The 14,134-nt window shown below is 69.6% G+C and carries 15 protein-coding genes and 1 tRNA gene; 4 read left to right on the forward strand and 12 right to left on the reverse strand.

Going from position 1 to position 14,134, the window contains the following annotated elements; all coding sequences use genetic code 11:
* The first annotated feature begins 8 nt into the window (after positions 1-8).
* Positions 9-1,397: an aspartate aminotransferase family protein gene (locus tag WFJ97_RS14335; RefSeq protein WP_336642000.1), complete on the forward strand. Its 1,389-nt coding sequence runs from the start codon at positions 9-11 to the stop codon at positions 1,395-1,397.
* A gap of 15 nt (positions 1,398-1,412) precedes the next feature.
* Here WFJ97_RS14335 and WFJ97_RS14340 read toward each other — a convergent pair whose 3' ends face one another.
* From WFJ97_RS14340 to WFJ97_RS14360, 5 genes are all read right to left on the reverse strand, one after another.
* Positions 1,413-2,141 carry a FadR/GntR family transcriptional regulator gene (locus WFJ97_RS14340; RefSeq protein ID WP_247634240.1) on the reverse strand — a complete coding sequence of 243 codons (729 nt, stop codon included), beginning with the start codon at positions 2,139-2,141 and terminating at the stop codon, positions 1,413-1,415.
* Positions 2,142-2,205: 64 nt separating this feature from the next.
* Positions 2,206-2,985 carry a 3-oxoacyl-ACP reductase gene (locus tag WFJ97_RS14345; RefSeq protein ID WP_336642001.1) on the reverse strand — a complete coding sequence of 260 codons (780 nt, stop codon included), beginning with the start codon at positions 2,983-2,985 and terminating at the stop codon, positions 2,206-2,208.
* A 44-nt stretch (positions 2,986-3,029) separates the two neighbouring features.
* The gene (locus WFJ97_RS14350) at positions 3,030-4,385 is read right to left on the reverse strand and encodes an aldehyde dehydrogenase family protein (RefSeq protein WP_336642002.1); all 1,356 of its coding nucleotides are present in this window, start codon (positions 4,383-4,385) and stop codon (positions 3,030-3,032) included.
* Positions 4,382-5,134, reverse strand: coding sequence for a gamma-glutamyl-gamma-aminobutyrate hydrolase family protein (locus WFJ97_RS14355; RefSeq protein WP_336642003.1), 753 nt, complete (start codon positions 5,132-5,134; stop codon positions 4,382-4,384). Before WFJ97_RS14355 ends, WFJ97_RS14350 begins: the two co-directional genes overlap by 4 nt.
* Positions 5,115-6,470, reverse strand: a complete 1,356-nt coding sequence (locus WFJ97_RS14360; RefSeq protein WP_247624951.1) for a glutamine synthetase family protein — start codon at positions 6,468-6,470, stop codon at positions 5,115-5,117. Before WFJ97_RS14360 ends, WFJ97_RS14355 begins: the two co-directional genes overlap by 20 nt.
* Positions 6,471-6,626: 156 nt before the next feature.
* Between WFJ97_RS14360 and WFJ97_RS14365 the strand changes: the two genes are divergently transcribed.
* Entirely contained in the window at positions 6,627-8,174 is a 1,548-nt protein-coding gene (locus tag WFJ97_RS14365) for an amino acid permease (RefSeq protein ID WP_247956638.1), read from the forward strand.
* 13 nt (positions 8,175-8,187) lie between these two features.
* On the opposite strand, the gene WFJ97_RS14370 is transcribed toward WFJ97_RS14365, so the two are convergent.
* The 3 genes from WFJ97_RS14370 to WFJ97_RS14380 are packed head-to-tail and all read right to left on the reverse strand — an operon-like array spanning position 8,188 to position 9,182.
* Positions 8,188-8,460, reverse strand: coding sequence for a metal-sensitive transcriptional regulator (locus tag WFJ97_RS14370; RefSeq protein WP_247624953.1), 273 nt, complete (start codon positions 8,458-8,460; stop codon positions 8,188-8,190).
* Between the two features lie 18 nt (positions 8,461-8,478).
* Positions 8,479-8,904, reverse strand: a complete 426-nt coding sequence (locus WFJ97_RS14375) for a type II toxin-antitoxin system VapC family toxin (RefSeq protein ID WP_336642004.1) — start codon at positions 8,902-8,904, stop codon at positions 8,479-8,481.
* Positions 8,901-9,182, reverse strand: coding sequence for a type II toxin-antitoxin system prevent-host-death family antitoxin (locus tag WFJ97_RS14380; RefSeq protein ID WP_336642005.1), 282 nt, complete (start codon positions 9,180-9,182; stop codon positions 8,901-8,903). Before WFJ97_RS14380 ends, WFJ97_RS14375 begins: the two co-directional genes overlap by 4 nt.
* 72 nt (positions 9,183-9,254) lie before the next feature.
* On the opposite strand from WFJ97_RS14380, the gene WFJ97_RS14385 reads away from it, so the two are divergent.
* Positions 9,255-10,532, forward strand: a complete 1,278-nt coding sequence (locus WFJ97_RS14385; protein WP_247956641.1) for a DUF445 domain-containing protein — start codon at positions 9,255-9,257, stop codon at positions 10,530-10,532.
* 1 nt (position 10,533) lies between these two features.
* A complete protein-coding gene (locus WFJ97_RS14390; protein WP_336642006.1) occupies positions 10,534-11,448 on the forward strand; it encodes an arginase family protein in 915 nt (304 codons plus the stop codon).
* A 50-nt stretch (positions 11,449-11,498) separates the two neighbouring features.
* Here WFJ97_RS14390 and WFJ97_RS14395 read toward each other — a convergent pair.
* The 4 genes from WFJ97_RS14395 to galU form a co-directional block, all read right to left on the reverse strand.
* Positions 11,499-11,574, reverse strand: a tRNA-Ala gene (locus WFJ97_RS14395).
* Between the two features lie 50 nt (positions 11,575-11,624).
* Positions 11,625-12,500: a hypothetical protein gene (locus tag WFJ97_RS14400; protein WP_336642007.1), complete on the reverse strand. Its 876-nt coding sequence runs from the start codon at positions 12,498-12,500 to the stop codon at positions 11,625-11,627.
* A gap of 85 nt (positions 12,501-12,585) precedes the next feature.
* Complete coding sequence (locus WFJ97_RS14405) at positions 12,586-13,197, reverse strand: GNAT family N-acetyltransferase (RefSeq protein WP_247625270.1); 612 nt, start codon at positions 13,195-13,197, stop codon at positions 12,586-12,588.
* Positions 13,198-13,241: 44 nt separating this feature from the next.
* Positions 13,242-14,129 carry a UTP--glucose-1-phosphate uridylyltransferase GalU gene (gene galU, locus WFJ97_RS14410; protein WP_247624959.1) on the reverse strand — a complete coding sequence of 296 codons (888 nt, stop codon included), beginning with the start codon at positions 14,127-14,129 and terminating at the stop codon, positions 13,242-13,244.
* Between the last annotated feature and the right edge of the window lie 5 nt (positions 14,130-14,134).

The raw sequence follows: 14,134 nt of genomic DNA on the forward strand, positions 1-14,134 counted from the left end.
CACGACCGATGACGAACTTCACCAACCGCCACGGTGCGGCCCACGCGCTGCCCGCTCCGGATGCCGAGGCGCAGGTGCGCGCCGACGACCGAGGGCACGTCTTCCACTCGTGGAGCGCACAGGCTCTGATCGATCCTCTGCCCGTCGCCGCCGGCGAGGGGTCGACGTTCTGGGACTACGCGGGCAGCGCCTACCTCGACTTCTCGAGTCAGCTCGTGAACCTCAACCTCGGCCACCAGCATCCCGATCTGGTCGCCGCGATCCAGCAGCAGGCCGGCCGTCTCGCCACCATCCAACCCTCGATGGCGAACGATGTGCGGGGCGAACTCGCCCGCCTGATCTCCGAAGTCGCGCCCGCGGGCATGCAGAAGGTGTTCTTCACCAACGGCGGCGCCGAGGCCAACGAGTACGCCGTGCGCATGGCTCGCCAGTTCACCGGGCGCCGCAAGGTGCTCTCGATGTACCGCAGCTACCACGGGTCGACCTCCACGGCGATCTCGCTCACCGGCGACCCGCGGCGCTGGGCGAACGACGGCGTCGACAACGGCACGGTGCGCTTCTTCGGCCCCTACCTGTACCGGTCGCCCTTCCACGCCGAGACGCCCGAGCAGGAGTCCGAGCGGGCGCTCGCACACCTCGAGCAGACGATCCAGCTCGAGGGTCCGGCCACGATCGCGGCGATCATCATCGAGACCGTCGTCGGCACCAACGGCGTGCTCGTGCCGCCGCCCGGGTACCTTCCCGGCGTGCGCGAGCTGTGCGACCGCTACGGCATCGTCTACATCGCCGACGAGGTGATGGTCGGGTTCGGCCGCCTCGGCGAGTGGTTCGGCATCGACGCGTTCGATGCGGCACCCGACCTGATCAGCTTCGCGAAGGGCGTCAACTCCGGCTACGTGCCGCTGGGCGGCGTGGTGATCTCGGATCGCATCTCCGCGGCGTTCGACGAGATGCCGTTCCCGGGCGGGCTCACCTACTCCGGGCATCCGCTCGCGTGCGCGGCGGGCGTCGCGACCTTCGAGGTGTTCCGTCGCGACGGCATCCTCGAGCGCGTGCGCGATCTGGGCGAGCGCATCGTCGAACCGACCCTGCACCGCTGGACCGAGACACATCCGAGCGTCGGCGAGGTGCGCGGACGGGGTCTCTTCTGGGCGATCGAGCTGGTGCGCGACCGCGCGACCCGCGAACCGCTCGTACCGTTCAATGCGTCCGGAGCGGATGCCGCGCCGATGGGCGCCTTCGCCGCCGCGGCGAAGAAGGGCGGCGTCTGGCCGTTCGTGCACTTCAACCGCGTGCACGTCGCGCCGCCGCTGATCATCTCGGAGGACGACCTGGTGCGCGGACTCGCCGTGATCGATGAGGCGCTGAACGTCGCCGACGCGGCCGCTGCGCGCTGACAAGGGGCCGCACACTCAGATCAGGAAGCCGCGCAGCAGCGCCTCGGAACCGGCGAGGTGGTCGCGCATCGCGGCCTCGGCGACGTCGGGCCGACCCGCGAGGATCGCCGTGACGATGCGCTCGTGCTGCTCTCCCGAGTGCTGGATGTTGCGCGGCAGGAGGGGGAAGGTGTCGAGCCAGGCGTTGACGTCGGCCCGGTTCTCGGCGACGAGCGCCACGAGTGACGGGATGCCCGCGGCCTCGGCGATCGCCAGGTGCAGCAGCGTGTCGAGTCGGCGGTACTCCTCGGGGCCGGCCGGAAGCGCCGATTCGTGCCGCGCCCACAGATCCGCCCGCGTCGCGGCATCCAACGTGCGGCTCGCCGCCGCGCGCACGGCACCGGTCTCGAGCACGCGCCGGAGGCCGAGCACGTCGTCGATCTCGGCCGCGGTCACCGCCCCGGCATCCGAGGGTTCCGGCAGCGGATCCGCGACGAACGTGCCGCCGTACCGCCCGCGCTTCGGCACCAGATAGCCGGTGTCGGCGAGCTCACGGATCGCGTCGCGCACGGTGTCGCGGCTCACCCCGAAGGACGCCGCGAGCTCGCGCTCCGGCGGCAGCGACTCCCCCGGAGCGACGACGCCGAGTCGGATGGTCTGCACGAGGCGAGCGACCGCATCCTCGAGGGCGTTCCCGCGGCGCAGCGGGCGGTAGACCGCCCGACGCACCTCGACGAGATCGCCGTCGGAAGGGTGCTCGCTCATGCTTCTCAGCCTGTCACAGCGACATGATCCCGCTTCACAGCATCCGACATCACCGCATCCCGCTTCACAGTGGAGTGACGTAGGCGTTGGTGATGCCGCCGTCGACGACGAAGGCGCTGGCGGTGATGAACGACGAGTCGTCGGAGGCGAGGAAGGCGACAGCGGCGGCGAGTTCGGACGGCTCGGCGAAGCGCCCCATCGGCACGTGCACGAGGCGCCGCTGCGCGCGCTCGGGGTCCTTCGCGAACAGCTCCTGCAGCAGCGGGGTGTTCACCGGCCCCGGGCAGAGCGCGTTGACCCGTACGCCCTGCCGGGCGAACTGCACGCCCAGCTCGCGCGACATCGCGAGCACGCCGCCCTTCGACGCGGTGTAGCTGATCTGCGAGGTCGCCGATCCCAGCAGCGCGACGAACGAGGCGGTGTTGATGATCGATCCGCGGCCCGCCGGCACCATGTGACGCAGAGCCGCACGGCTGCACAGGTACACGCTCTTGAGGTTCACGTCCTGCACGCGGTCCCAGGCGGGCAGCTCGGTCGTCTCGATCGAGTCGTCGTCGGCGGGCGAGATTCCGGCGTTGTTGAAGGCGATGTCGATGCGCCCGAACTCCGCTGCCACGCCGTCGAACAGCGCGTCGACCTTGGTCTGGTCGGCGACGTCGACCGGGCGGAAAGCCCCGCCGACCTCGGCCGCCGCCTTCTCGCCCGAGGCGGGGTCGACGTCGGCGATGACGACGAACGCCCCCTCGGCGGCGAAGCGCTGGGCGGTGGCGAAGCCGATGCCGCTCGCTCCACCGGTGATGATGGCGACGCGGTCCTTCAGGCGCTGGGTCAGATCGATGCTCATGTGTGTTTCTCCGTTGCAGGTGGTCGAGGGGATCGGGGTCGCGCTCAGTCGGTCGCGAAGAAGACGTTCTTGGTCTCGGTGAAGTGCTCGGCGGCGTCCGGCCCCAACTCGCGTCCGAGTCCGGAGGCCTTCATGCCGCCGAAGGGCGTCGCGTAGCGCACCGAGGAGTGCGAGTTCACCGACAGCACGCCGCTCTGCACGCCGCGCGAGACGCGGACGGCGCGGCCGAGGTTCTCGGTCCAGAGGGAGCCGGCGAGGCCGTAGGCGGTGTCGTTCGCGAGCCGGATCGCGTCGGCTTCGTCGTCGAAGGGCATGACCGCGACGACCGGACCGAACACCTCCTGCTGCGCGATCCGATCGGCGGGGTCGGCCAGCACCACCGCGGGCGCGAACCAGAACCCATCGCCCTCCGGTGCACTCCCCCGGAATGCGATCGTCGCGTCGTCGAGGAACCCGGCCACCGTGTCGCGGTGACCGGCGGAAATGAGCGGACCCATGTCGGTGTCGGCACTCGACGGGTCACCGACCCGCCACGCCGCGACCGCCGGCTCCAACAGCTCGAGGAACCGGTCGTACACCGAACGCTGCACGAGGAGCCTGCTGCGCGCGCAGCAGTCCTGCCCCGCGTTGTCGAACACCGATCCCGGGACGGCCGCGGCGGCCTTCTCGAGATCGGCGTCCGCGAAGACGATGTTGGCGCTCTTGCCACCGAGTTCGAGGGTGACGGGCTTGAGCGCCCGCGCGCAGCCGGCTGCGACCTCGATGCCGACCTCGGTCGACCCCGTGAAGACCACCTTGCGCACGTCCGGATGCTCGACGAGACGCTGCCCCACCACGGAGCCCGACCCGGTCACGACCTCGAAGAGTCCCGCGGGCAGCCCCGCTTCGAGCGCGAGCTCGCCCAGACGGATCGCGGTCAGCGGGGTCAGCTCGGCGGGTTTCAGCACCACGGCGTTGCCCGCGGCGAGCGCCGGAGCGAACGCCCACGCGGCGATCGTCATCGGGAAGTTCCACGGCACGATCACCCCGACCACGCCGTAGGGATCGTGGAAGGTGACGTCGAGCCCACCCGCCACCGGGATCTGCCGGCCCGAGAGGCGTTCGGGGTCGGCGGAATAGTAGTTGAGCACCTGGGCGACGTGACCCGCCTCCCAACGGGCGGAGCCGATCGGATGCCCGGAGTTGAGCACCTCCAGTTGCGCCAGCTCCTCGGCGGCGCCCTCGACGGCGCGCGCGAACGACCGCAGCGCATCGGCGCGCGCGACGGGGGCGAGCGCCGCCCACCGGCGCTGAGCGGACACGGCGCGCGCGATCGCGGCATCCGTCTCTCCAACATCTGCGCGGGCGATCTCGCGGATCGCCGCGCCCGTCGACGGGTTGATGACCGTGAACGCGCTCATCGGGCGTCCTCCTTCCGCCGCGCGGCGAACGCGCGTGCCTGTGTGACGAGATCGGCGAAGAGTCGCCGGTCCTCGGCGTTCTCCTCGGGGTGCCATTGCACGCCGACGATGTGGGCGCCTGCCGTGTCGACGAAGGCCTGCACGAGGCCGTCATCGGAGTGCGCGGCGGCGACGAGCCCGTCGCCCAACCGGCTGACGCCCTGGTGGTGGTAGCTGTGCACGCGCATGTCGGTCTCTCCGAGGATCCCGGCGAGCGCCGTATCGACCTCGACCTCGACGTCGTTCTCGGCGAACACGCCGCCCCCGATCCGGTACCTCTCGGTCCCGAGCGATTCGGGCAGGTGCTGCTGCAGCGTGCCGCCGCGGGCGACGTTCACGAGCTGCAGCCCCCGGCAGATCGCGAGCACCGGGATGCCGCGGCGCTCGGCCGCATGGAACAGCGCGAGCTCCCACGCGTCGCGATCGACCCGCGCGGGGTCGGTGAGCGGATGCCGTTGCTCGCCGTAGAGTTCGGGGGCGACGTCCGCGCCGCCGGAGAGCACGAGCCCGTCCATTCCCGCGATGGCCGCGTCGGCGGCATCCGGATCCTGCGGCGGCAGCAGCAGCGCGATACCGCCGGACGACGTCACACTCGTGAGGTACTGCTCGGGCAGGAAGGCCGCCCGCACGTCCCACACCCCCTGCTGCGCGCGCTCCAGGTACGTCGTGATGCCGATCAGCGGCGCGGGGTCAGAGGCGCTCGAAACCACGGATGCGCTCCCAGTCGGTGACGGCCGCGTCGTAGGCCTCGACCTCGATGCGCGCCTGGTTCAGGTAGTGCTCGACCACGTCGTCGCCGAACGCCGCCCGAGCGATCGTCGACTCGCGGAAGAGCTGCGCGGCCTCGCGCAGCGTCGTGGGCAGGTGATCGACGCCCGCCTCGTACGCGTTGCCGGTGAAGCGCTCGGGCAGCGGCAGCTCGTTCTCGATGCCGTGCAGACCGCCGGCGATGATCGCCGCGATGCCGAGGTAGGGATTCACGTCTCCGCCCGGCACCCGGTTCTCGACGCGCAGACCCGAGCCGGATCCGACGACGCGCAGGGCGCAGGTGCGGTTGTCGATGCCCCACGCGACCCCCGTCGGGGCGAAGCTGCCCTTGGCGAATCGCTTGTAGGAGTTGATGTTCGGGGCGAACAGCAGGGTGAACTCGCGCAGCGTCGCGAGGATGCCGGCGATCCAGTGCTCCATGACGGGGCTGAATCCGTGCTCGCCGTCACCGGCCATCACCGGAGCGCCCGAGCGATCTCGCAGGGACAGATGGATATGGCAGCTGTTGCCCTCGCGCTCGTTGAACTTGGCCATGAACGTGAGCGACTGACCGTGCTGTTCGGCGATCTCCTTCGCGCCGTTCTTGTAGATCGCGTGCTGGTCGGCGGTCTCGCGCACCTCGGCGTAGCGGAAGGCGATCTCCTGCTGACCGAAGTTGCACTCGCCCTTGACGCCCTCGCAGTACAGACCTGCGCCGTCCATGCCGTTGCGGATGTCGCGCAGCAGCGGTTCCATGCGGGTCGATGCGAGCAGGTTGTAGTCGACGTTGTAGTCGGTGGCGGGGGTGAGCCCCTCGTACTTGCGCGCCCAGGCCTCGCGATAGGTGTCTTCGAACACGATGAACTCGAGCTCCGTGCCCGAGTACGCGGTCCAGCCGCGTTCGGCGAGCCGGTCGCGCTGACGGTCGAGGATGGCCCGGGGTGACGGTCCGACCGGCTCGCCGTTCTGCCAGACGAGGTCGGCCATCACGAGCGCCGTCCCCTCGAGCCACGGGATGTTGCGGAGCGTCTCGGCGTCGGGCCGCAGCACCATGTCACCGTAGCCGCGGTCCCATCCCGACATCGCGTAGCCGTCGACCGTGTTCATGTCGACGTCGACCGACAGGAGGTAGTCGCAGGCCTCGGCGCCGTGCGACAGGATGTCCTCCTGGAACAGGCGGGCCGAGACTCGTTTGCCGACCAGACGCCCCTGCGCATCGGCGAAGGCCACGATCACGGTGTCGATCTCGCCGGCGGCGATGCCGGCGTCCAGCTGCTCGATGCTCAGGTTTCCCGACATCTGACGCTCCGTTCTCCTGCGGTGAAGCGATCGGCCGACCGGCTTCGCCCTCAGAGTAGATCACCTCGACGTTTAAAGGTAGACGAAACCACCATTGACTGTCACAATCATCCGCAAGGTGCACCCGGCGCCTGCATGCGAGTGAGCGGAGAACGTATGTCTGGGCAGAGCAATGAATCCCGCAAGGTCGCCGGAGCGACCTATACACGTGCCGGGAGCGAATACTTCGAGAAACGCACACTGAAGAGGTCGGCCGGCGTCTGGGGCCTGTGGGGACTCGCGGTCGCCGCCGTCATCTCGGGAGACTTCTCGGGATGGAACTTCGGTATCGACTTCGCGGGGTTCGGCGGGATGCTCATCGCCTTCGTCATCCTCGTGGCGATGTACTACGGCATGATCTTCGCCATCGGCGAGATGGCGGCTGCGATGCCGCACACCGGTGGCGCCTACTCCTTCGCCCGCTCGGCCATGGGGCCGTGGGGCGGCCTGGTCACCGGAGCCGCCGAGACGATCGAGTACGTCGCGACCACGGCGGTGATCGTCTACTTCTCGGCGTCGTATGCCAATGGGATCACGAGCGAACTGCTCGGTCTCGAACTCCCCGGATGGGTCTGGTACCTCATCCTCTACGTCGTCTTCATCGCGCTGAACTCCGCGGGAGCGGCCATCTCGTTCCGCTTCGCGATCGTCGTCTCCGTGATCTCGATCGGCATCATCCTCGTCTTCTCGCTCATGGCGCTGTTCTCCGGTGCGTTCTCGTGGGATGCCCTGTGGGACATCGTCCCCGACGAGGGCCAGTCGACCTTCCTCCCCCACGGCGTCCTGCCGATCCTGTTCGCCCTCCCGTTCGCGATGTGGTTCTTCCTCGGCATCGAAGAGCTGCCGCTCGCGGCCGAGGAATCGCACAACCCCACCCGCGACATCCCGAAGGCCGGGTTCTGGGCGCGCGGCACCCTCATCGTCACCGGACTCCTGGTGCTGTTCCTCAACACCGGCGTGATCGGTGCCGAGGCGACCGGAACCGCGGGAGAGCCCCTGCTCGACGGCTTCCGCGCGATCGTGGGAGACCAGCTCGCCGCCGTGCTCGCGCTGTTCGCCCTGATCGGCCTGCTCGCCTCGCTGCAGGGCATCATGTTCGCCTACGGCCGCAACATGTACTCGCTGTCGCGCGCCGGGTACTACCCGCGCTTCCTTTCGCTGACGGGCAAGCGCCAGACACCGTGGGTCGCTCTCACGGTCGGCGCCGCGATCGGGTTCGTCGCCCTGATCGTGCTCGACGTGCTCACCGCGGTCGACTCCGAGGGCGCGGGCACCGTGGCCGGAGCGATCGTGCTGAACATCGCGGTCTGGGGCGCGGTCGTCGCCTACGGGCTGCAGCTCGTGTCGTTCATCATCCTGCGCAAGAAGTTCCCGAACGTCGATCGCCCGTACGTCAGCCCCTGGGGCATCCCCGGCGCCGTCATCGCGCTCGTCATCGCGGCGCTCATCTTCGTCGGCTTCCTGCTCAACCCGACGTTCGGCCCGGCCATCATCGCGATCGCGATCGTGTACGCGATCATCCTGCTGGGATTCGGGCTCTTCTTCCGCCACCGCCTCGTGCTCTCCCCCGAAGAGGAGTACGCGCTCTCGGGCGGCTCGCACGGAGACCCGCAGGCCGAGGGCTACGACGCGATGGAGGGCGAGGTCTTCGACGGCAAGGCGTGAGAGGCGAGGAGCGCTACTTCGAATCGAAGTCGAACGCCTTGAGCAGCTCGGCGACGGCCTGGTCGCGCTCCTCCCCACCCGCCTCGAACATGTGCGTCACGTGGGTGCGCAGATGGTTCTCGAGCAGCAGCCGGTTGAGGGACTCGAGCGACTTCTGGATCGCGCGGGACTGCGTGATGATGTCCATGCAGTAGTCCTCGCTCTCGATCATCCGAGCGACCCCGCGGAGCTGCCCCTCGAGGATGGCGGTGCGGTGCAGGGCGCGCTTCTTGATGTCTTCGATCACGCATCGAGGTTACCCCGCTCATGAGTCGCTGAGCCCGCCGAAGGGATCGACTACCGGGAGCCCGGGAACGTCGAAGTCCTTCACGTTGCGGGTCACCAGCGTGAGCCCGTGGTGAAGAGCGGTCGCGGCGATCAACGCATCACCGAGGGGACGACGATCGGGCACCTGGATCGCCGCCGCCAGCTGCGCGACCGCACCGGTCACCTCGAGCGCGGGAATGGCGAGGCCCTGCAGCACGGATCGGAACCATCGGTCGAGTGATGCTGCGGCGACGGCATCGCGACGCTGCACGAGAAGGATGCCGCGTCGGAGTTCGAGCTCGGTGACCACGCTGATCCGCAGGGATCGCCGCGGCGTCGCCTCGAACCAGCGCACGACACCGACATCGGGCCGCGGTCGACGGGTCTCCGAGACCACGTTCGTGTCGAGCAGGAACCCCGTCACAGGTCGACCTCCCGCCCGAGGTCGCGCGCTCGCTCCGACGCGAGGTCGTCCATGATGCGCCCGAAGACGTCGTCGGGATCCGCGCTCGTCGGCACCGGCGCGATCACATCGAGCAGCGACCGATCGTCGCCTGCGGGCGACTCCGACCGCAGCCGCTCGTATTCGTCGAAGTTCAGCAGCACGTAGGCCGGCTCGCCTCGGCGGGTCACGAGCACCGGCTCCTCGTCGGCGATGCGCTGCGCACGCGCGACGGACTGATTGAAATCTCGAGCGGTCATACGGAACACGATGCACCTCGTTTTCTGATGTAGTGAGAGTACTACACAGACAGGGCGTGAAAGGATGCCTTCATGCCGCGCACACCGATGGCGATGCTCTCGCCCGCCGATCAGGTCCGTCTCCGCGCGCTGCGCCGTATGAAGGCGGTCGCCCTGGGGGCGCTGATCTTCATGGCCGTCGTGTTCGTGTTCGCCTTCGCGTTCCAGGAGCGGATGAGCTGGCTCGGGTACGTGCGCGCCGCGGCCGAGGGCGGAATGGTGGGTGCTCTCGCCGACTGGTTCGCGGTGACGGCGCTCTTCCGCCGCCCGCTGGGCCTACCCATCCCGCACACCGCGATCATCCCGAGCCGCAAGGACGAGATCGGCCGCAGCCTGGGCGAGTTCGTCGAGACGAACTTCCTCGAGGCGAGCGTCGTGCGCACGAAGCTGTCGTCCACCGCCATCGCGCAGCGTGCCGGCGAGTGGCTGCGCGAGACGCCGCACGCCGAGCGGGTCGGCGCCGAGGGCGCGACGATCGCCACCGCGATCCTCAACGGGCTCAGCGACGACGACGTGCGCGATCTCATCTCCGACCTCGCGCGCGAGCACCTCGTCTCCCCCGAGTGGGGCCCGCCCGCGGGCGCCTGGCTCGAGAAGATCGTCGAGGCCGACGCCCATCACGGCGCGGTCGACCTCGCCGCCGACAGCATCGGGCGCTGGCTCGAGGCGAACGCCGAATCGTTCTCCGGCCTCGTCTCTCGGCGCCTGCCCTCGTGGGTACCGCGGCTCGCGCACCGCTTCGTCGACGACACCGTCTACAACGAGGCCGTGAAGTTCGTGCAGGCCGTGCAGGCCGACCCCCGGCATCCGGCCCGTCTGGCGATCGACGGCTACCTCGGCCGTCTCGCCGACAGTCTGCAGAACGACCCGACCACCCGGGCGAAGCTCGAGAACGCGAAGGCGTCGCTGTTCGACAGCCCCCGCGTCGGTGCCCTCGCCGCCGAGGCGTGGAACACCGCGAAGAACGGCCTGCTCACGGCCCTGGCCGACCCCGAGAGCGGGCTGCGCCGCCGGGCCGTGCAGGCGCTCCAGGAGGTGGGCGAGCGTCTGACGACGGATGCCGCGCTGCAGCGCCGCGTCGACACCTGGGTATCGGATGCAGCGGTCTTCCTCGTCGACCGCTACCGCCACGACATCGCCTCGATCATCACCGACACCGTCGAACGCTGGGACCCGGCCGAGACGACCGAGAAGATCGAGCTCATGGTCGGCCGCGACCTGCAGTACATCCGCCTGAACGGCACGTTCGTCGGTGCTCTCGCAGGTCTCGCCATCTTCTCGATCGCCCACGCCCTGATCCCCGGAGTCTGACATGGCCCTCTCGCACGATCCCCTCTGGCCGCGCGCCGGATCCTGGCCCTCTCCCGACGCCGTCGACGACGCGGATGCCGTGCTGCTGGGTGTCCCGGTCTGGCGCACGTCGCTCTCACCCACGGGTGCCGGGGCGACTCCGGCCGCGATCCGCGACGCACTCCCCCGCTACGGCACCGCGCTGATGGGCCCGCCGGCGGTCGATCTCAACGAGGTGCTGCGCATCGCGGATGCCGGTGACGTGCACGAGCCCGACGGCGACGAGGGCGAGGCATCCGTCATCGCGCGGGTGCGGGAGCTCTCGGAGTCGTTCGTCATCGCGCTCGGCGGCGACAACTCCCTCACCTACCCCGTGGCGCTGGGCGCCCAGGCGACCGGTTTGATCACCTTCGACGCGCACTTCGACCTGCGCGACGGCGTCTCGAACGGAACCCCGGTGCGCCGGCTCGTCGAAGACGTCCCCGTGCTCTCGACGCTCGACACCGCCCGCATCGACCCGACGCGCATCGTGCAGATCGGCATCGCCGACTTCGCGAACTCGGTCGCCTACGCCCGCCGGGCGGCGGACTGGGGCATCCGGGTGATCACGCTCGATGAGGTGCGCCGCCGCGGTGTCGACGACGTCGTGAACGAAGCCCTCGAGATCGCCGGTGCCGGATCAGATGCCCGCGTCCACCTCGACATCGACGTCGACGTCTGCGACCGCTCGGTCGCCCCCGGTTGCCCCGCGAGCGTGCCCGGTGGCCTGCAGGCGTGGGAGCTGCGCGCCCTCACCCGCGCCGTCGCCGCCGACCCGCGCGTCGTCAGCGCCGACCTCGCCGAGGTCGACGCCACAGCGGATGCCGACGACGCCCGCACCGTGCGCCTCGCAGCCCTCTGCGTGCTGGAGCTGCTCGCCGGGCTCGCCTTGCGCTGAGGGTCTCGGGAAAGCAGAAACCCCCGGGCGGCTGCCCGGGGGTTTCGTGGTGGTGGACCTAAGGGGATTCGAACCCCTGACCTCCTCGATGCGAACGAGGCGCGCTACCAACTGCGCCATAGGCCCTTACGGAGATCAACATTATCACGACGTCGACCCCACCTCGGACGCCGCGATCACCCTGCCGCGCGACGGGCGAGCATGTCGCGCACGTGCGCCTCGATCTCGGCGTCGTCGACGAAGCCCATCTTCGCGTAGGGCGAAGCCTCGGCAGCAGGAGCGGTACGCGGGGCGGGAATCTGCACGGGCGCCGGAGCCTGCTCGGCGGCGATCTGCTCGGCGCGGGCGCGGAGTTCCGCAAGCCGTGCGGCCTTGCGGAGCTGCTCCTGCGCGTCGATCTCGGCGCGGGCGGTCTGCGCGCGCGACCCGGCGACCGCGACGAGCGGCTCGGGCAGCGGACGCGGGGTCCACGTCGCACGACCCTGGTCGTGGATCTCGGGCGCGACGCGCTCTCGCGGCGCCTCGGCGACCACATGACTCGCACGGGCGACTCGACCAGCGACAGCGGCCATCCGCTGCAGCGCGATCGCGCCGAGCAGGGCCAGAGCCCCGCCGACCCACAGCAGGGTCGACGCTCCGGTCGCGAGCAGTTGCCACACGCCGAGTCCCGCGAGCACCACTCCGACGAGCGCGGCGACGGTCGACAGCATCCGCACCCGACGACGCGCACGCGCCTGACGGATCACCGGATCGGCCCGCGTCGCCGCGAGTTCGGCGCGCAGCGCCTCGAGCTCCGCGGACTCGCGCTCGGACTGCACGCGCTTGGCGAGCTTCTGCTGCGCCAGGGCGGTGCGAGCACTCAGCTCGACGCGCACCTCTTCGGGGGTCTCGCTCGTCTCGGCGAGGATCCGCAGTGCCTGGTTCAGGCGCACGGCGTTGCGCTCGGCGGCGTTGTACTGGAAACGGCCGCGCCACGAGGGCAGCAGATAGAGCATCCACAGGAGCACGGCGACGAGCACGATCACTCCCCCGCTCAGCACCGGCCCGTCCATATCGATAACGGTAAGGGTACGAAGGTCGCTCGGCCCCCAGCCGGGCGCGTGTCGCGACCAGACGGATGCTTCCGACGGCGTGTCGTCAGACGGAGAGCCGGTCCGACGGAGGGATCGTCGCGGCATCCGGAGGAACCTGACCGCTCAACCAGCGCGCCAGCACCCCCTGCGGCACGTCCTCCTTCGTCAGCGCGAACGCGTAGTGGTCGCGCCAATCGCCGTCGATGTGGATGTACCGACGACGCAGTCCCTCGTAACGGAAACCGAGCTTCTGCACCACCCGCAGGCTCGCCGCGTTCTCGGGGCGGATGCAGATCTCCATGCGGTGCAGGCCGTACTCGACGAAGCACGCGTCCGTCGCGAGTGCGACCGCGGTGGGGGTGATGCCCTTGCCCGCGAACTTCTCGCTGACCCAGTAGCCGATCGTCGCCGAGCAGAGCGACCCGCGTGAGACTCCCCACACGTTCAACTGACCGGCGACCTCGCCGTCGTACTCCATGACGAACGGGTACCCGGCGCCGTCGCGGTACTGCTGGAGCAGACGACGGATACTCAGGCGCATGTCGAACGACACCGAGCCGTAGGGAACCGTGGCCTCCCACGGCTGCAACCAGGACCGGTTCGCGAGCAGCTCCTGCTGGAGCACGCGGGCATCCTTCGTGCGCACGAGGCGCAGCTCGATCGATCCGTGTCGCATGCCCGCCATGAGATCCATCATCTCGCGCTCGACCCGCCGGAGGCCTAGAGGCGCTCGGCGAACTCCTTCAACCACGGGCGCAGCTCGCCGCCGAGGTCGTCGCGGTCGGAGGCCAACTGCACGATCGCCTTGATGTACTCGACCCGGTCACCGGTGTCGTAACGCCGACCGCCGAAGATCACGCCGACCACTCCGGGGCCCGACGGGTCGGCCGCCATCTCCTGCAGCGCATCGGTCAGCTGGATCTCCCCGCCCTTGCCGGGTTCGGTGTGCTCGAGGATGTCGAAGATCGAGGCGGGAAGCACGTAGCGCCCGATGACCGCGAGGTTCGACGGGGCGTCCTCGCGCGCGGGCTTCTCGACGAGTCCGGTGACGCGCACGGCATCCGAACCCTCGATGTCCTCGACGGCCGCCGTGCCGTACATGTGGATGTTCGCGGGATCGACCTCCATGAGGGCGATCACGGCGGCGCCGGAGCGCTCGTGCTCGGCCAGCATCTCGGTGAGCAGCGGATCGCGCTCGTCGATGAGATCATCGCCCAGGAGCACGGCGAAGGAGCTGTCGCCGACGTGTGCGCGGGCACGCAGCACGGCATGGCCGAGTCCCTTCGGCTCGCCCTGGCGCACGAAGTGGATGTCGGCGAGGTCGCTCGAGCGCACGACGCGCTCCAGGCGACCGTGGTCGCCCTTCTCCATGAGCTTGACCTCGAGCTCGGGCACCGAGTCGAAGTGGTTGGAGATCGCGTTCTTGTTGCGTCCGATGATGACGAGGATGTCGTCGATCCCGGCATCCGCCGCCTCTTCGACCACGTACTGGATGGCCGGCTTGTCGACGACCGGCAGCATCTCCTTCGGCATCGCCTTCGTCGCCGGCAGGAAGCGCGTCCCCAGACCTGCCGCAGGAATGACCGCCTTGAACTTCTGTGTACCCATCCCGA

The sequence above is a fragment of the Microbacterium sp. USHLN272 genome (assembly GCF_037149655.1).
In the GTDB taxonomy this organism is placed as follows: domain Bacteria; phylum Actinomycetota; class Actinomycetes; order Actinomycetales; family Microbacteriaceae; genus Microbacterium; species Microbacterium galbinum.

Bases quoted from the DNA above. Each gene is read 5' to 3' on its own strand.
- WFJ97_RS14335 (WP_336642000.1), top strand. From the start codon at position 9: ATGACGAACTTCACCAACCGCCACGGTGCGGCCCACGCGCTGCCCGCT.
- WFJ97_RS14340 (WP_247634240.1), bottom strand. From the start codon at position 2,141: ATGAGCGAGCACCCTTCCGACGGCGATCTCGTCGAGGTGCGTCGGGCG.
- WFJ97_RS14345 (WP_336642001.1), bottom strand. From the start codon at position 2,985: ATGAGCATCGATCTGACCCAGCGCCTGAAGGACCGCGTCGCCATCATC.
- WFJ97_RS14350 (WP_336642002.1), bottom strand. From the start codon at position 4,385: ATGAGCGCGTTCACGGTCATCAACCCGTCGACGGGCGCGGCGATCCGC.
- WFJ97_RS14360 (WP_247624951.1), bottom strand. From the start codon at position 6,470: ATGTCGGGAAACCTGAGCATCGAGCAGCTGGACGCCGGCATCGCCGCC.
- WFJ97_RS14365 (WP_247956638.1), top strand. From the start codon at position 6,627: ATGTCTGGGCAGAGCAATGAATCCCGCAAGGTCGCCGGAGCGACCTAT.
- WFJ97_RS14380 (WP_336642005.1), bottom strand. From the start codon at position 9,182: ATGACCGCTCGAGATTTCAATCAGTCCGTCGCGCGTGCGCAGCGCATC.
- WFJ97_RS14385 (WP_247956641.1), top strand. From the start codon at position 9,255: ATGCCGCGCACACCGATGGCGATGCTCTCGCCCGCCGATCAGGTCCGT.
- WFJ97_RS14390 (WP_336642006.1), top strand. From the start codon at position 10,534: ATGGCCCTCTCGCACGATCCCCTCTGGCCGCGCGCCGGATCCTGGCCC.
- WFJ97_RS14400 (WP_336642007.1), bottom strand. From the start codon at position 12,500: ATGGACGGGCCGGTGCTGAGCGGGGGAGTGATCGTGCTCGTCGCCGTG.
- WFJ97_RS14405 (WP_247625270.1), bottom strand. From the start codon at position 13,197: ATGCGACACGGATCGATCGAGCTGCGCCTCGTGCGCACGAAGGATGCC.
- galU (WP_247624959.1), bottom strand. From the start codon at position 14,129: ATGGGTACACAGAAGTTCAAGGCGGTCATTCCTGCGGCAGGTCTGGGG.